Source organism: Streptomyces longisporus, assembly GCF_039532765.1.
Lineage (GTDB): Bacteria > Actinomycetota > Actinomycetes > Streptomycetales > Streptomycetaceae > Streptomyces > Streptomyces longisporus.
Genome location: NZ_BAAASG010000002.1, coordinates 573,173 through 588,878, shown reverse-complemented (window position 1 = coordinate 588,878; position 15,706 = coordinate 573,173). Strand labels below are relative to the sequence as shown.

Annotated in this window: 13 protein-coding genes and 1 pseudogene; 8 read left to right on the top strand and 6 right to left on the bottom strand. The window is 72.0% G+C overall.

Annotation, left to right across the window (positions count from 1 at the left end; translation table 11 throughout):
- The first annotated feature begins 243 nt into the window (after positions 1 to 243).
- Complete coding sequence (locus ABD355_RS04275) at positions 244 to 2,598, top strand: hypothetical protein (protein WP_344398669.1); 2,355 nt, start codon at positions 244 to 246, stop codon at positions 2,596 to 2,598.
- Here the strand turns inward: ABD355_RS04275 and ABD355_RS04270 are convergent.
- From ABD355_RS04270 to ABD355_RS04255, 4 genes are all read right to left on the bottom strand, one after another.
- Positions 2,568 to 5,012 (bottom strand): right-handed parallel beta-helix repeat-containing protein, encoded by a 2,445-nt coding sequence (locus ABD355_RS04270; protein WP_344398668.1) that lies wholly within the window; start codon positions 5,010 to 5,012, stop codon positions 2,568 to 2,570. The two genes, ABD355_RS04275 and ABD355_RS04270, sit on opposite strands and share 31 nt — an antisense overlap.
- A 108-nt stretch (positions 5,013 to 5,120) precedes the next feature.
- Positions 5,121 to 5,726 (bottom strand): Rv1733c family protein, encoded by a 606-nt coding sequence (locus ABD355_RS04265; protein ID WP_344398667.1) that lies wholly within the window; start codon positions 5,724 to 5,726, stop codon positions 5,121 to 5,123.
- 227 nt (positions 5,727 to 5,953) lie between these two features.
- Positions 5,954 to 6,781, bottom strand: a complete 828-nt coding sequence (locus ABD355_RS04260) for an MOSC domain-containing protein (RefSeq protein ID WP_344398666.1) — start codon at positions 6,779 to 6,781, stop codon at positions 5,954 to 5,956.
- Between the two features lie 43 nt (positions 6,782 to 6,824).
- Positions 6,825 to 7,256 (bottom strand): DUF6643 family protein, encoded by a 432-nt coding sequence (locus tag ABD355_RS04255; RefSeq protein ID WP_344398665.1) that lies wholly within the window; start codon positions 7,254 to 7,256, stop codon positions 6,825 to 6,827.
- Between the two features lie 300 nt (positions 7,257 to 7,556).
- Here ABD355_RS04255 and ABD355_RS04250 point away from each other — a divergent pair, with 300 nt between their 5' ends.
- Positions 7,557 to 8,852, top strand: a complete 1,296-nt coding sequence (locus tag ABD355_RS04250) for a TerD family protein (protein WP_344399041.1) — start codon at positions 7,557 to 7,559, stop codon at positions 8,850 to 8,852.
- Between the two features lie 66 nt (positions 8,853 to 8,918).
- Entirely contained in the window at positions 8,919 to 9,308 is a 390-nt protein-coding gene (locus ABD355_RS04245) for a hypothetical protein (RefSeq protein ID WP_344398664.1), read from the top strand.
- A gap of 3 nt (positions 9,309 to 9,311) precedes the next feature.
- Here ABD355_RS04245 and ABD355_RS04240 read toward each other — a convergent pair whose 3' ends face one another.
- Positions 9,312 to 10,511, bottom strand: coding sequence for a glycosyltransferase (locus ABD355_RS04240; RefSeq protein ID WP_344398663.1), 1,200 nt, complete (start codon positions 10,509 to 10,511; stop codon positions 9,312 to 9,314).
- 39 nt (positions 10,512 to 10,550) lie between these two features.
- On the opposite strand from ABD355_RS04240, the gene ABD355_RS04235 reads away from it, so the two are divergent.
- From ABD355_RS04235 to ABD355_RS04225, 3 genes and pseudogenes are all read left to right on the top strand, one after another.
- Entirely contained in the window at positions 10,551 to 11,336 is a 786-nt protein-coding gene (locus ABD355_RS04235) for a glutamate racemase (RefSeq protein WP_344398662.1), read from the top strand.
- Between the two features lie 47 nt (positions 11,337 to 11,383).
- Positions 11,384 to 11,569, top strand: a pseudogene (locus ABD355_RS04230) (glutamate racemase); the annotation flags it as partial.
- A 106-nt stretch (positions 11,570 to 11,675) separates the two neighbouring features.
- Entirely contained in the window at positions 11,676 to 12,221 is a 546-nt protein-coding gene (locus tag ABD355_RS04225) for a hypothetical protein (protein ID WP_344398661.1), read from the top strand.
- A gap of 9 nt (positions 12,222 to 12,230) precedes the next feature.
- Here ABD355_RS04225 and ABD355_RS04220 read toward each other — a convergent pair whose 3' ends face one another.
- Entirely contained in the window at positions 12,231 to 13,298 is a 1,068-nt protein-coding gene (locus ABD355_RS04220; RefSeq protein WP_344398660.1) for an O-antigen ligase family protein, read from the bottom strand.
- Between the two features lie 245 nt (positions 13,299 to 13,543).
- On the opposite strand from ABD355_RS04220, the gene lnt reads away from it, so the two are divergent.
- Both lnt and ABD355_RS04210 read left to right on the top strand, forming a co-directional pair.
- Positions 13,544 to 15,154, top strand: coding sequence for an apolipoprotein N-acyltransferase (lnt, locus tag ABD355_RS04215; RefSeq protein ID WP_344398658.1), 1,611 nt, complete (start codon positions 13,544 to 13,546; stop codon positions 15,152 to 15,154).
- A 68-nt stretch (positions 15,155 to 15,222) separates the two neighbouring features.
- On the top strand, positions 15,223 to 15,702 hold the full coding sequence (locus ABD355_RS04210; protein WP_344398657.1) for an NUDIX hydrolase: 480 nt from the start codon (positions 15,223 to 15,225) through the stop codon (positions 15,700 to 15,702).
- Positions 15,703 to 15,706: the final 4 nt, after the last annotated feature.

The following is a 15,706-nucleotide window of genomic DNA, read 5'->3' as shown; positions in this document are numbered from 1 at the left end:
CGCACCTGCTCCGACAAGGACATTCTTCCCTGCCCCGGTGCGCGGACGCCCCATCCTTGCACGGGTGGGCCCCCATGACGCCACCTGCCCGACGCGCGCATGTCACCAATGCCCCTTCTGTTCCACCCAGATCACCCGGATCGGGGAGATTCCGTGTTCACGGGTGTACGCCCCCGCCCGAGCAGAGATCCTTGTGCCCGCACGGTGACAAGAAGACGGCGCGTCACGGGGGAAGTGCGAACAGTGGAACATGCACAGGAACGTGTCCCGACCAGCGGTCCCGTCCCGGGACCCGAGAGATCCGCGATCGCCCTGGAACTCCTGGTCCACGGCGTGGGCGGCACCACGCCCCAGGAGATGCTCGATGATCCGCGGACGGTGCGGATCACCGGCGACGACACGGCGGCCGTCTTCCGGCGCGCCGAGGACGTCGACGCCGAGAGCAGACCCGGGGACTACCGCGGCAGACCGGTGCCGGAGGCCTACGTCTGGTGCAATCTCACCTCCGGCAACAGCGCGCGGGCACTGTGGCTGCTGCTCCTGCCGTTCATGGTGGTCAACCTCGCCCACTGGATGCGGCCCACCGCGCGCGGCCACCGGCGCACGGTCCGCCTCTACGGGCTGCTGGTGCGGCTGGCGGGTCTGACGCTGACGGTGCTGTTGGTCGCGGCCGCCTGCGAGGTCGCCCTTGACCTGGCGGTCTGGCAGTGCGCGGGCACGCGCGCGTGCGCCGAGCGACACTCCTGGCTGGGCTTCCTGTCACCCGAGGTGTCGCAGAACGGCTGGTGGAGCAGGCCCGGTCGGCGGCTCGCCGTCGCGGCCCTGGTGCCCGCAGCGCTCACCGCCCTGCTGTGGTACCTCTCCCACCGCACCTGGAGCGCGTACGAGTCCCAGCAGCCCATCGACCGCCGGCCCGGACCCGACGAGGAGACCGGCCGCACCGCCCTGGGCCGGCCCGGCTTCTGGTACGGCCGCCGACTGGTCGCCCGGCTGCGCGCCGCGCACACCGCGGCGGGCCTGCTGACGGTGGCCGCGGCGGTCGCGTCCTCCCCGGCCCGCTTCGACCGCAGGCCAGGCGGCCCCGCGGCACTCGACACCGTGGGCCGGCTCCTGGAGATCGCACTCGTCGCCACCGCCGTCGTCGTGGTGTGGGTGGTCTGCCGCCGGGGGCGCACCGAGAACCGCGTCGACCAGGAACTCGACGAGCACCTCGTACGACGCCTGCCGCTGACCGCGCTCGGCCTGCTGCTGCTGTGTGCGGTGTACGCCGGCTGGGAGCGACCGGGCTGGCAGTCGGCCGGTCTGCTGCCCGGCGGCGGCACCACCTTCGGCGCCCTCGCCCTGGTCCAGGGCTTACTGGTGATCGCCCTGGCGGTGGTCGCCCACCTGCTGTACCGCGGCCATCCCGATGCCCGCGCGGTGCTGCGCGGCCAGGGCGGACCCGCCGTCGCGATGCTGGCCTGCGCCCTGGGCGGGGTGATGTCCGGTGGCGTCTCCCAGCGGGTGTCCGACTGGCTGGACGGCACCGGCACCTCCATCGACGGCCCGCCGGTGCTGCTGACCTGGCAGGCGTCCGTGATCCCCGTACTGCTCCTCGTCCTGCTCGTCTTCTGCGCCGGGCTCGGCCGGCGGGCCTGGCTGCTGCGCCGCACCGAACTGGGCACCGTAGAGCTCGACTACCCCGGCGAACCCAAGGACACGGCGCGCACCCGCCGCATCGCCACCACCCGCGCGCTCGCCGCACTCACCGATCGCGGCCCCCTCGTCGTCGCCGTCACCTCCGCCACGACCCTGCTGCTGGGCGCCGGAGCCCTCCTCGGTGCGAAGATCACCGAAAAGGCGCCCGGCGAGGCCGCACAGCATGCCTTCGCCTTCGTGCACGGCGCCGCACAGACCGCCCAGGCGCTCGGCTCCTGGCTGATCGGCCTGGGCTTCATACTCTTCGTCACCTGGGGCAGGCGCGCCTACAAGGACGCCTCCGCCCGCCGCACCATCGGCATCCTGTGGGACGTCGGCACCTTCTGGCCGCGCGCCGCCCACCCCTTCGCCCCGCCCTGCTACGCGGAGCGTGCGGTGCCCGACCTGACCTGGCGGATGGCGACCTGGACGCGCGCCACGGGCGGCCGCCTCGTCCTCTCCGGGCACTCCCAGGGCAGCGTGCTCGCGGCCGCCGCGGCCTGGCAGCTGAAGCCGTCCGTCCGCAGACGCGTCGCCCTGCTGACCTACGGCTCCCCGCTCGAGCGCCTCTACGGCCGCTGGTTCCCGGCCCACTTCGGGCCCGCCGCCCTCAGCTCCCTCCACCACGACGTCGACTGCTGGCGCAATCTGTACCGTCTCACCGACCCCATCGGCGGCCCGGTCCGGCTGTCCGGTGACTGCGGCCCCGAGGTGGACCGCGCACCCCTGAAGGACCCCCTCGTCTACGGCCGCACGGCACAGCACCCGCTGCCCGCCCCGATCCTGGGCCACGGCGACTACCAGGCCGACCCGGCCTTCGCCGAGGAGCGGGAGCGGCTGCTGGCCCGCCTGCGTTCGGAGGTGCCCGGTCCACGCCCCGAGCCGGTACCTCAGGGTGACTCGGGCAGATCCTCGGCGTAGAGCAGGGTCAGATCGTCCGTGCTCGGCTCGTCGACCTGGGCGACCCGGCCCGCATGCCGTTCCACCATCGCCTCGAAGGTCTGGCGTGCGGTCCGGCCGTTGCCGAACGCCGGGCCCTTCGGGAGTGCCGTGAAGTACTTCAGCAGCGCCTGAGCGGTGCCCGGCGCCAGCCGGTACTCGTGCTCGTCGGCCTGCTGCTCGACGATCCTGAGCAGTTCGTCGGGCTCGTAGTCGCTGAAGGTGATGGTCCGTGAGAAACGGGACGCCACACCGGGGTTGACCGAGAGGAACCGCTCCATCTCGGCCGTGTAGCCCGCGACGATCACCACGACCGCGTCCCGGTGGTCCTCCATCAGCTTCACCAGCGTGTCGATGGCCTCCTTGCCGAAGTCCCGGCCCGAGTCCTCCGGCGACAGCGCATACGCCTCGTCGATGAACAGCACACCGCCGCGCGCCCGGTCGAAGGCCTCCTGGGTGCGGATCGCCGTCGAGCCGATGTGCTCGCCGACCAGGTCGACCCGCGACACCTCGACGAGATGCCCCTTCTCCAGCACACCGAGGGAGGCGAGGATCTCGCCGTAGAGCCGGGCCACGGTCGTCTTGCCGGTGCCGGGGGAGCCGGTGAAGACCAGATGCCGCTTGACGGAGGCCGCCTTGAGGCCCGCCTGCTGCCGGCGTCGGCCCACCTCGATCATGTCGGTCAGGGCCCGCACCTCACGCTTGACGCTCTCCAGGCCGACCAGCGCGTCGAGTTCACCCAGCACGGCCTTCGACGTCCGTGCCGGCTGCTCGGGCTGCGGGGGCTGCGCGGCGCCCAGCAGGGGCTCCTGTTCGGTGCTGCGCTGCCCCGGGATCGCGCCCAGCAGGCCGGGTGACTGAGCAGTCTGCTGTACGGCGGTCTCCCGGGCCGCGGGCGGCCTCAGGCCCGCGCTCTCGTCGCTGGTGCAGTCCTCGACGACCGGGCCCGAACCGGGGGCCGCGTCGCCGCCCTCCGCGAACTCGTACCCGCCGCGCGCGCACCGCTCCGTGCGGCACTTGCGCAGCGTCGTGCGGCTGCCGTCGATGACATGGAAGCCGTAGCCGCCGCTGCCGGTCACCCGGCAGCCCACGAAGCTGCCGCGGCCGCCCGCCGACACATAGAAGCCCGCCTCGGCGGGGGCGTCGATGGTGCAGCGCTCGATGGCCGGGTCCGCGCCCTTGGTGACGATCACGCCGGTCTGGGTGGCGTCGATGGTGCAGTTGCTCAGAGTGCCGCCGCTGCCGTGGTCGCGGAACCAGGCGCCCGTCGCGGCGTCCCGGATGCGGCAGTCGTCGAGCTGGGCGGTCGCGCCGTCGCTCACCGACACGGCCGTGTTGCGGACCTGGGTCAGGTCACTGTCGACGACGTCCGCGCGCGAGCCGCGGTCCAGGACGAACAGGGCGTCCGGCACGTCGTGCACCCGGCAGGACTCCAGCACCGCGGTGGCGCCGTCGCTGACCCACACCGCCGGGTAGTCGCCGGTGCTGTCGAAGATCTCGCACTGGTTGGCGTCCACGCGCGTGCCCGGATCCCACACCGACAGGCCGTTGCGCCCGAACTGACGCACCGTCGTGCGGGTCAGCGTGAGCACCGAGCGCGAGCGCAGATCGACCGCGTTCTCCGGGATGTCGTGGATGCGGCAGTCGGCCAGGGTGAGAACCGCGTCCGTGTCCAGGGTGACACCGTCCGCGGTGGTGCGGTGCACATCGCAGTCCGTCAGGTGCGCGGTGGCCCGGCCGGTGACCTGGACGCCGCTGCCGCGGACCTCGTACACCTCGCAACCCACCGCCTCCAGCGCGGAGTTCTCCCCGGTCGCCGACAGGCCCGCCCCCGAGGCGTGATGGATCCGGCACCGCTCCAGGCGCGGGTGCGCACCGCCGCGGACGGCGACCCCCGACTGACCGGCGGCCACGATCTCGCACTCCTCGAACACCCCGCCCCCGCCGTCGAGTACGGCGATGCCGATGCCGGCCGGGTTGTCCACGGTGCACCGTCGCACGGTGGGACGGGCGCCGGCGCGCACCTCTATTCCGGCCGCGGAGCGGGTGATGATCCGAATGTCCAGCAGCTCCGGTGTGCCCTCCTCGACCAGCAGGGCGGGCACCGAGGCGTCCTGCCCCTCCACGTGCAGATCCTGGACCACCGCCGAGGCACGCACGGTCAGCGGCACTCCGTCCACCGGTGCGATCCGCACCGAACCGGGGGAGCCCTCGGGCCCGCGCAGGGTCACCGACCGCTGGACCACGAGGTTTTCCCGGTAGGTACCGGGCGCGACGGTGAGGACGTCACCGTCGGCTGCGGCCTCCAGGGCGGCGGCGAGCGATGCGTACTCACCCGTGCGGCGTCGCCACCGCGATGTGCCGGTGTGCGTCACCTGGACCGTGCCCTGTGCCATGGCGTTGCTGTGCCCCCACCTCGTGGTACGCGGGTTGATGCCGATTGCGTTCGGCCGGTCCACCGTAGCGTGCGCGCGGGCGGTGGGTTGACCAGAGCCGTAAGGCCGTCAGCTGCCCGTGCCGGTCCTGCCCCAGTCCGGGCCCGCCCGGTCCCAGGCCTGGTCCCAACGGGCGTACCGGCGACGGACCATGCGCCAGACGATCAGCCGCCGGGCGCCCTCGATGGCACCCGCGGTGAGCATGGCGGCACCGAACCCGGCGAGCACCGCATGCGTCGTCGCCGTCGTGGAGTCCAGGGGACGGGCCACCATCTGGCCGTGCTGGTCCGTCCATATCGTGAAGTGGTCGCCGCGGTGCGGTGACTTGAGCTGCGCCAGGGCCGCGCCGTGGTGGCGGGAGCCGTCCGGTGCGGTCCAGTCGGCGACGACGCGGCTGCGCAGGTCCCGCGCCGAGGCCGTTTCGGGGTCGGTGTCCAAGGGGGAGCGGTTCAGTTTGCGCACCACGGTGGCCGTCACCAGGTGGCGGGCAGTGCGCTGGTCGCGGACGGACCGCTGCAGGGCGTCCTGGGCGATGCCGCCGACGAGGGAACCGACCACGGGCGCGACGGCCAGGATCAGCAACAGCGCCACCAGCGCCACCCACGCCTCGATCAGATCGCTCGTGCGCCGCAGCGGATTGTGCCGCCAGCGCCAGAGTCCGCCGATTGCTCGCACTGTCCTGCACCCCCTTCCCGCTCCGTGATAACCCCCGGTGGAGCCGTTCACCCGCGGGCCCGGTCAAAGAGAGATCGAAATCACCTGCCCCCGGGGCCTCTCATGAACTTCTCACGAAGAACCCAACGCCCAGGCCCCCGACGCGGGTTCCCGCGCACCGGTCCTTGACCGGATCTTTCTCCGCCGGCCGTCGCGCAGCCGTCCGAGAGTCGTCCGCCGGAGAGCGGCTACGCGAGGGCCGTCACCGGATCGCCGACCCGGATCGTGCCGGGGGAGAGGGGAACCAGGTTCTGGCCGAAAGCCAGCTTGCCGTCGATGCGGCGGTGGCGTCCCAGTGTGGCCAGGGGTTCCTTGCCGCGCACGGCGCTGTTCTGGTCGGTGGTGGTCACCACACAGCGCCCGCAGATCTTGGCGACGCGGAAGGTGACCTCGCCGATCGCGATGCGGGACCAGTCGTCCTCGGCCCACGCCGCGGTGCCGGCCACGACCACGTTCGGCCGGAAGCGGTTCATCGGCAGCGGCCCCTCGGCCGGGCGGGCACCTTGGGCGATCAGGGAGTTGAGAGCCTCGAGGGAGGCGACGGTGGTGAGCAGCAGCGGGTAGCCGTCGGCGAAGCTGACGGTCTCGCCCGGCTGTGCGTACTCCGGGTCGAGCGGCCGGCGCGTGGCCGGGTCGTCCATGTGCACCAGACGCGCTCCGATGCCGAGATACGCGCTGCACCAGGCGTGCGCGGCCGCCTCCGCGGCGGGGACCCCCTCGACCTTGTCACCGAAGATCTCCACCGGGACGGTGCCGACCGCACGGGGTACCGGCACGGTCAGCGGGTCCATGCCCGGCGCGGACAGACGAACACCGCCGCCGGGCAGGAGCTCGGCGGCGGCCAGCGCGAGGCGCGGCTGCTGACGTTGTGTGACGACCTTTCCCCCGTCGTCGATCAGCACCCAGCGCCGGTCTCCGGCCAGCCCCCAGGGCTCCACGACGGCTTCCCGGGGCGCAAGGCCCCGGAACGCCTTCACCGGATGGACGTGAATCGACTGCAGCAGCGCGTTCCCCATCAGGCCATCCTGCCAGGCGGCAGTGACAACCGGGGAGGAGCGGTCAGTAGCCGCGGTACTGCTGCTGGTTGTTGTACGGGTCCTGATACGGAGCCGGGGCGGGCCGGGCGGCCGCGGGGCGCATCGCCTCGTAGCCCGTGCCGGCCGCCATCGGCCGTTGTGGCTGCGGCGGCTGCGGGCCGGGATAGCCGCGCGCCGTGGCCTGCTGGGGGATGTAGGCCGCGGGCGCCTGTTGCAGCGGAGCCGGCTGCTGCGCCTGCGGATAGCCGTAGGAGGGCTGGGAGGGGCCCGCCGGAAGGGCGGGCAGGGCCGACGGCAGGGCCGGCAGGTAGCTGCCCGGCGCGTCGTACGCGGCGGGGACCCGGATCGGAGCGATCTGCGGGGTGCCCCGCTCGGCGACGAGCCGGTCGTAGATCGGGGTGTCCGGGAAGGCGGAGTAGTAACCGCCGCCGAAGGTGGAGCGGGGGGAGGTCATGGCTCATAAGTTAAGCCCTCGATGTGCTAGTTGGGGAGACCGATAAGAGGGTTGTTTTGAGTGTTCGCAGTGACGCGGGATCCCCAATGCGAGCGAACTTGGCAAAAAAGGGCGTCGAACGAGGTACAGGTCCTGTAAAGGCCAAGCTCCGGGCGGGTTACCGGCGGGTCGGTCTCCGCTCTTCCTGTGCCCCTCGTGGGAGTTCGCCGCCCCGGGGAATAGGTTGTGCGGGTAGAGAACCGGAAGAGCCGCCGGGGCCACGGACTGGCGCAGTGACACGTGATGGGGGCGGACATGTCAATGCCGAAAGGATCGAATACCCCGGTGCCGACGACGGCACTGCGGGTGGAATTGGGCTGGCGTTCCGGTCCCGGTGTGCCGGACGCGGACGCCTCGGCCCTCCTGCTGGTGGGCGGCAAGGTCCGTTCCGACGGCGACTTCGTCTTCTACAACCAGCCCGCGCACGTCTCCGGGGCGGTCCGGCACGAGGGCAAGCGCGACGGTGGCGGCCGCATCGTCGACACCCTCCTCGTCGACCTCGCGCGCGTGGAGCCCGCCGTCGAGACGATCGTCCTCGCCGCCTCCGCGGACGGCGGTACGTTCGGTCAGGTCCCCGAGCTCTACATCGAGGTCCGCGATGCCGCCCAGGGCGGTGTGGTCGCCCGCTTCGACAGTACCGGCGCGAGCGTGGAAACCGCTTTCGTGCTCGGGGAGTTCTACCGCCGCCAGGGCGCTTGGAAGTTCCGTGCAGTGGGACAGGGCTACAGCAGCGGACTCGAGGGCCTGGCGACGGACTTCGGGATCACGGTGGACGAACCGCAGCACACAGCTCCGGCGCCCCCGCCCCCGGTCGCACCGCCGATGACCCCGCCGCCGGGCCACATGGCCCCGCCGATCGCATCCCCGGCCGCCGCCGTGCAGCCGCCACCCCCGCCACCCGCACCCCCCGCGCAGCCGGTGCGCCTGAGCAAGGTGACGCTCACCAAGGCGGCCCCGGCGGTCTCGTTGGCCAAACAGGGCGGCACCTCGGGCGCCATGCGGGTGAACCTCAACTGGCAGGTGCGCAAGCAGTTCTCGGGATGGGGCAGCAAGCGCGGCCGCGCGGTCGCCATGCATGCGGACCTCGACCTCGACCTGTGCGCGCTGTACGAACTCACCGACGGCAGCAAGGGCGTCGTCCAGGCCCTGGGCAACGCCTTCGGGTCCCTGCAGCGGCCGCCGTACATCCACCTCGACGGCGACGACCGCACCGGCGCCCTCGCGAGCGGCGAGAACCTCACGATCAACCTGGACCACAAACAGTCCTTCAGGCGGATTCTGGTCTTCGTGACCATCTACGAGGGCGCGCGTTCCTTCGCCGACCTGCACGCCACGGTAACCCTCCAGCCGCAGCACGGCGCCGCGATCGACTTCTCGCTCGACGAGTGCACGGTCCCCTCGACGGTGTGCGCCCTCGCCCTGATCACCAACACGGGCAGTGACCTGGTCGTCCAGCGCGAGGCCCGCTACCTGGTGCCCGAACGCGGAGTGAGCCCCCAGCGGACCGTCGACCACGCCTACGGGTGGGGCATGAACTGGACTCCTGGCAGGAAGTGAGCGCTCCACCGGCTAGCGCCACGCGCCGGCTCGGCACGCCTTGGACCACTCCACCAGGAGGAACCGGTGTCATACCCGCAACCGCTCACCCCCGAGGAGAAGCTCGCCGACGCGAAGAAGCAGCTGGGCCTCGCGCGTATCGTCGTGATCTGCGGCTCCACCCGCTTCATGACCGAGATGACCGAGGCCGATCTTCGGGAGACCAAAGCCGGCAAGATCGTCGTCAAGCCGGGTTGCGACATGAAGTCGCCGCACGAACTCTGGTCCGATGCTGTCGAGGCGGCGGCGCTGAAGGTTCGACTCGACGATCTGCACCGGGCGAAGATCCGGCTCGCTGATGAGGTGCTCGTGGTCGGCGACTACATCGGAGACAGCACCCGAGCCGAAATCGCCTACGCCCGGTCGCTGGGCAAACCCCTGCGGTTCACGCACCCCGAAGTCGACCCCGACGCCTGACTTCTAAAGGGGGTGCTCGTCCACGACGGCGTCCGGGCGCGCGTAGGTGCGGCCCTTCCAGGCCGCGCCGCGTCCTCTGTAGTGCTGCACCGCTGAATCGACCGTCATGAGGAGATAGAGCAACGCGGTGAACGGCAGCAGCGGGGCCAGCCACAGCGGCTGGCGGTAATAGCGGAGCATCGGGAGGTACGTCCCGGTCATCACCAGCCACGCGGCGCCGCCGACGAGGGCGGCTGTCCCGTCCCCGGCGGTCAGACCTGCGACCAGGGCCGCGGGCGGCACCAGATACACCAGGACCAGCCCCGCGACCGTCCCGAGCAGCAGCAGCGGGTTGTGCCGCAACTGTGCGTACGCGCTGCGTGACACCATCCGCCACAGGTCGTGCAGCCGCGGATAGGGCCGCACGCTGTCCACCCGCTCGGCCAGCCCCAGCCAGATGCGTCCGCCGCTGCCCTTGACCGCCCGCGCGAGCGCCACGTCGTCGATGACGGCGTGCCGGATCGCGTCCGGGATCCGCGCCCGCTCGGCGGCCTCGGTGCGCAGCAGCACGCAGCCACCCGCGGCGGCCGCCGTCCGCGTCTCCTTACTGCCGATCCGGCGGAAGGGGTACAGCTGCGCGAAGAAATAGACGAAGGCCGGCACGACGAGCCGCTCCCACAGGCTCTCCACCCGCAGCCGGGCCATCTGCGACACGACGTCGAAGCCGCCGCCGCGCGCAGCGGCGACCAGCTTGCGCAGGCTGTCCGGCGCGTGCGCGATGTCCGCGTCCGTCAGCAGCAGATATGCGGGTCCACGCGCGCGTGCCAGACCGATGCCGTGCCGCACGGCCCACAGCTTGCCCGTCCAGCCCTCGGGCGGCTCGCCGGGGGAGGCGACGGTCAGCGGCAGTCCACCGTGCCTGTCCGCCAGTTCGCGGGCCAGCTCCCCGGTGCCGTCCGAGCTGCCGTCGTCGACCAGGAAGATCTCCGCCCGGCCCGGATATTCCTGGGCGAGCAGTGACGGCAGGCTCGCGGGCAGCACGGTGGCCTCGTCACGCGCGGGGACGACGACGCACACCGACGGCCACTGGTCGGGATCCCGGAGCGGCGGCAGCCTGACGTCCGTGCGCCAGAAGAAGCCCTGACACAGCAGCAGCCACAGCCAGGCGGCCAGTGATACGGCGGCGATCCACACGATGGCGCTCACCCGCGCAGTCTGCCCCACCCGACCTGCCCGTAAGGGCCCATCGTCTATCGTGGCCGGGTGAAGATCGCGCTCATGGACTCCGGAATCGGTCTGCTGGCGGCCACCGCTGCGGTACGGCGTCTGCGACCCGACGCAGATCTCGTACTGTCCCTGGACCCCGACGGCATGCCCTGGGGACCCAGGACCCCCGAGGACCTGACCGCGCGCGCCCTGGCCGTGGCCGAGGCGGCCGCCGCGCACCGGCCCGACGCCTTGATCGTCGGCTGCAACACGGCGTCCGTGCACGCCCTGTCCGCCCTGCGCGCCCGTCTCGAACCCGAGCTGCCGGTCATCGGCACCGTCCCGGCGATCAAGCCGGCCGCGGCGGGCGGCGGCCCCCTGGCGATCTGGGCGACACCGGCCACCACCGGCAGCCCGTACCAGCGCAACCTCATCGCGGAGTTCGCCGACGGTGTGACGGTCACCGAGGTGCCCTGCCACGGGCTCGCCGAGGCCGTGGAACACGCCGACGAGGCGGCCATCGACGCCGCCGTCGCCGCGGCCGCCGCGCTGACCCCCGGCGATGTAACGACCGTCGTCCTGGGCTGCACCCATTACGAACTGGTCGCCGAACGCATCCGCGGAGCCGTGCAGCAGCCCGGCTTCCCGCCGCTCGTCCTGCACGGGTCCGCGGGTGCCGTTGCCGCCCAGGCGCTGCGACGCCTTGGTGAGCAGCCGGCCCCCGAGGCGCCGGCCACCGGGACTTTGACGGTGTTGCTGAGCGGACGTGAGGGCACGCTCCTGGCGCCTGCCCTGGCTTATGAGGAGGGCCGGCTCCTGCAGGCGGTCACTCCCGCACGGTGACGGAAGGCCGCGAGACGGGCGCCTGTGGTCTGTGATCGGCAACGTCACTGGACGGCTCGGCCGGTGCCGTTGCCGCCCAGGCGCTGCGCCGCCTTGGTGAGCAGCCGGCCCCCGAGGCGCCGGCCACCGGGACTTTGACGGTGTTGCTGAGCGGACGCGAGGGCACGCTCCTGGCGCCTGCCCTGGCTTATGAGGAGGGCCGGCTCCTGCAGGCGGTCACTCCCGCACGGTGACGGAAGGCCGCGAAACGGACGCCCGCGGCCCGTGGTCGGTCCTGTCGGCATGGTCACACTCCGCGACTCGGTGCCCGCGCAGCGAAACCTGAGTAACCTCGTAGCCATGAGGGACCACCCCCACGGCGAGAAAGCCAAGCACCCCGACGTCTGGACAGGGCACGCCACCAAGCGGGTCCAGTGGCTGCCGGCGCTGGCCGGTGCGGCTGTCATGGCGCTCGGTATCGAGCTGGCCGTCGACTCCGCCTGGACGTCGGGCATCGCCCCGCTCGTCATGGCCGTCGTCGGCTGCATCGCCGCCGGGCTGCTGGTCCTCTTCGGCACGCTCGCGTTCCTGCACGTCGATCTGAAACTCGACACGGAGTGCCTCGAGGTGCGCTGCGGCCACATCGGGGTGCCGCGCCGCCGCATTCCGCTCTCCCATGTCGCGGGCGCAGAGTTCGCGGAGCACGTCACGCCCTGTCACTGGGGCGGCTGGGGCTACCGCTGGCGGCCCGAGAAGGGCACTGCGGTCGTCGTGCGGCGCGGCGAGGGTGTCGTGCTGCGCCTGTGGGACGGGCACACGTTCACGGTCACCGTGGACAACGCCGAGGCCGCGGTGCGAGTCATCAAGGACCGGCTGCGTCCGGGTACGACCGGCGCACTGCACTGAACAGCCCCGTCATGGAGTGAGCCGGTCACGGCGCGGTCGTACGACCGCCTCCCGCTGAGGTGGCTCGTCGGCGAGCGGCCGGGCCGTGGCCAGGCCCGCGAGGAGGCCCGCGCCGACCGACACCGCGGTGAAGCTCAGCGCGTTGCCGACCGCGGCGATCGCCGCGAGCCCCGTCAGGGCCGCCCCCGCGGTGAGCACCACCGGCGTGGGCCGCGGTGAGCGCCACAGCCCGTGCAGCACCCAGCAGAAGGACGCCCCCAGCAGCACCACCCCCACGACGCCCTGTTCCGAGGCCTGCTGCAGCAGCGCCGAGTGCGGCTTGCCGTCGGAGAGCAGGGTCCGGGTGGCCGTCGTACTCAGTTCACCGAAACGCTCCGGGCCCACGCCCAGCGCCGCGTTGCGGTGCGCCATGTGCAGGGCGTCCTGCCACAGCTGAATCCGGTGCTGGGTGAGCGGGCCGTCCAGGGACGTGGTCAGTCCCTCGGGCAGCGAATTGCCCGCGACGGCCCACGTCAGTCCGGTGACCAGGGCCGCGGTCAGGGCGAGTCCGGCGATGCCCGCTCTACGGCTGTGCATGCGGCCCGCCGCCAGCGAGCACAGCAACACCGCGGAACAGATGATGAAACCGCTGATCGACCCCAGGAAGGCCGCGGTCACGGTGATGCCGGCCGCCAGCGAGCCCATGGCGAACCGCGCGGCCGGCGAGTCGGCGGCCCAGGCTGCGCAGCACGCAGCACCCACGCACAAGGTCAGCAGCGCGGCAGTGGCACCGGTGTGTCCGAGCGGTGCCACGATCTGCGGCCCCGGGACGAGGTGCGGCACGGCGACTGCCAGGCCCAGTCCGGCCAGCGCCCCGGCACACGGCGCGGCCACCGGCAGCAACGCCCCGCAGATCCGCCCCGCGGCATAACCGGCTGCCACGGCCAGCACCGCGAGCAGCACACCCTCCGGGCGGCCGTCATGCACGGTCGCCGTGACCAGCGACCAGGTGGCGCACGCCCCGAGCACCACCACGCCCACCGCGTCGGAAACGTTTCGTCTCTCGCCGACCTCCCCCGGACCGGCTTCAGACGTCATCCCTGTGGAACCCACCCCGCCCCCCGAACCGGACCGAAGCCCCCCGACCTCGAACGACCCAGGCCGCCGAGGCCGTGACCGGCCGCGCGACTGTGGCTGGGCACACCGTAACTGCTGATGGACGTTTTGTGGATGAGTTGGACCGAGTTGCGCAGGAACGATACGGCTCCCACGCGGACCGGCGCCCCGTGTCGCCCCCTGGACCGTGCTGTCCGTGTCAAAGTCACGCGCCGTACACTCCCGGAGTGACCGTCACCGCAACCTCCGTGGACGAGTCGGACCAGTTGCAGCCGCAGGGCGCGCCCGCATCGCGCGCGGCGCGCCTCGTACGCTTCGTTCCGGCCCTCGCCGCGGCGCTCTCCGGAGTGCTGCTCTACGTCAGTTTCCCGCCCCGCACCCTGTGGTGGCTGGCCGTTCCGGCCTTCGCCGTCTTCGGCTGGGTGCTGCGCGGCCGCACCTGGAAGGCGGGCCTGGGCCTCGGCTACCTCTTCGGCCTCGGCTTCCTGCTGCCGTTGCTGGTGTGGACCGGCGTGGAGGTCGGCCCGGTGCCCTGGCTGGCGCTGGTGGCGATCGAGGCGATCTTCGTGGCGCTGGTCGGCGCGGGTGTCGCCGTGGTGTCCAAGCTGCCCGCGTGGCCGGTGTGGGCGGCAGCGGTATGGATGGCCGGCGAGGCGGCACGCGCGCGTGTGCCGTTCAACGGCTTCCCCTGGGGCAAGATCGCATTCGGTCAGGCCGACGGCGTCTTCCTGCCGCTGGCAGCGCTCGGCGGCACCCCGGTCCTCGGTTTCGCGGTCGTCCTGTGCGGCTTCGGCCTCTACGAGGTCGTACGCCTGGCCCTGGACGCGCGGCGTACCCGGGCCGTCCAGCGGTCGGCCGCGGCTGTCGCCCTGCTGAGCGTGGCCGTCCCGGTGGTGGGCGCGGTCGCCTCCCGCTCGCTGGTCAGCGACAAGGCCGAGGACGGCTATGCGACCGTCGCCCTCATCCAGGGCAATGTGCCGCGCTCCGGGTTGGAGTTCAACGCCCAGCGGCGTGCCGTGCTCGACAACCACGCGCGCGAGACGATGCGCCTGGCCGCCGAGGTCAAGGCGGGCAAGACGCCCAAGCCCGACTTCGTGCTGTGGCCGGAGAACTCCTCCGACGTCGACCCCTTCGCCAACGCCGACGCGTACGCCGTCATCGACAGCGCGGCCAAGGCGATCGGTGTGCCCATCTCGGTCGGCGGCGTCGTCGAGCGGGGCGGCAAGCTGTGGAACGAGCAGCTCCTGTGGGACCCCAAGAAGGGCCCCACCGACAGCTACGACAAGCGGCAGATCCAGCCGTTCGGCGAGTACCTGCCGCTGCGCTCCCTCATCGGCGCGATCAACAGCAACTGGACCTCGATGGTCCGCCAGGACTTCAGCCGGGGCACCAAGCCCGGCGTGTTCACCATGGGCCACGCCAAGGTCGGCCTGGTCACATGCTACGAGGCCGCCTTCGACTGGGCCGTACGCTCCGAGGTCACCGACGGGGCGCAGCTGATCTCCGTGCCGAGCAACAACGCCACCTTCGACCGCAGCGAGATGACCTACCAGCAGCTCGCCATGTCGCGCGTGCGCGCCGTCGAACACAGCCGGACCGTCACCGTGCCGGTCACCAGCGGCGTCAGCGCGGTCATCATGCCGGACGGGAAGATCACCCAGAAGACCGGCATGTTCGTCCATGCCCACCTGGTGCAGAAGGTGCCGCTGCGCTCCTCTCAGACGCCCGCCACGCGAGTGGGCATCCTGCCGGAGATCGCCCTCGTGCTGGTCGCCGCGGGCGGCCTCGGCTGGGCGATCGGCGCGGGTCTGCGCGGGCGGCGCGCCCGGAACGTGTAGCCGTACGCCCGGCGCACGCTCCCTGAAGTGCGCCGGGACCGGGACACCGGCCCCTTAGGGTCGGTGTCATGCCAACACCTGACTTCATCCGCGAGATCCGGGCCTCCGCAGGCCACCAGCTGCTCTGGCTTCCCGGCGTGAGCGCCGTCGTCTTCGACGACGAGGGCAGAGTGCTGCTCGGGCAGCGTGCGGACAACCACCGGTGGGCGCTGATCTCCGGCATCCCGGACCCCGGCGAGCAGCCCGCCGCCGCCCTTGTGCGCGAGGTGGAGGAGGAGACCGGCGTCAGGGTCGCCGTCGAGCGGCTGATCACCGTCCGGTCCGGACGGCAGGTCACCTACCCCAACGGCGACGTCTGCCAGTTCATGGACCTGTGCTTCCGCTGCCGCGCCATCGACGGCGAGGCCCGGGTCAATGACGACGAGTCCTTGGCGGTCGGCTGGTTCGCCCCGGACGAGCTGCCGCCCATGACCGACTACCACTACTTCCGGATCAAGCAGGCCTTGTCCGACGAACCCACATGGTTCGAGCCTATGAGTTCCGAGTGAAGTA

Bases quoted from the DNA above. Each gene is read 5' to 3' on its own strand.
- ABD355_RS04260 (WP_344398666.1), bottom strand. From the start codon at position 6,781: ATGGGGAACGCGCTGCTGCAGTCGATTCACGTCCATCCGGTGAAGGCG.
- ABD355_RS04250 (WP_344399041.1), top strand. From the start codon at position 7,557: ATGCCGAAAGGATCGAATACCCCGGTGCCGACGACGGCACTGCGGGTG.
- ABD355_RS04270 (WP_344398668.1), bottom strand. From the start codon at position 5,012: ATGGCACAGGGCACGGTCCAGGTGACGCACACCGGCACATCGCGGTGG.
- ABD355_RS04210 (WP_344398657.1), top strand. From the start codon at position 15,223: ATGCCAACACCTGACTTCATCCGCGAGATCCGGGCCTCCGCAGGCCAC.
- ABD355_RS04255 (WP_344398665.1), bottom strand. From the start codon at position 7,256: ATGACCTCCCCCCGCTCCACCTTCGGCGGCGGTTACTACTCCGCCTTC.
- ABD355_RS04225 (WP_344398661.1), top strand. From the start codon at position 11,676: ATGAGGGACCACCCCCACGGCGAGAAAGCCAAGCACCCCGACGTCTGG.
- ABD355_RS04220 (WP_344398660.1), bottom strand. From the start codon at position 13,298: ATGACGTCTGAAGCCGGTCCGGGGGAGGTCGGCGAGAGACGAAACGTT.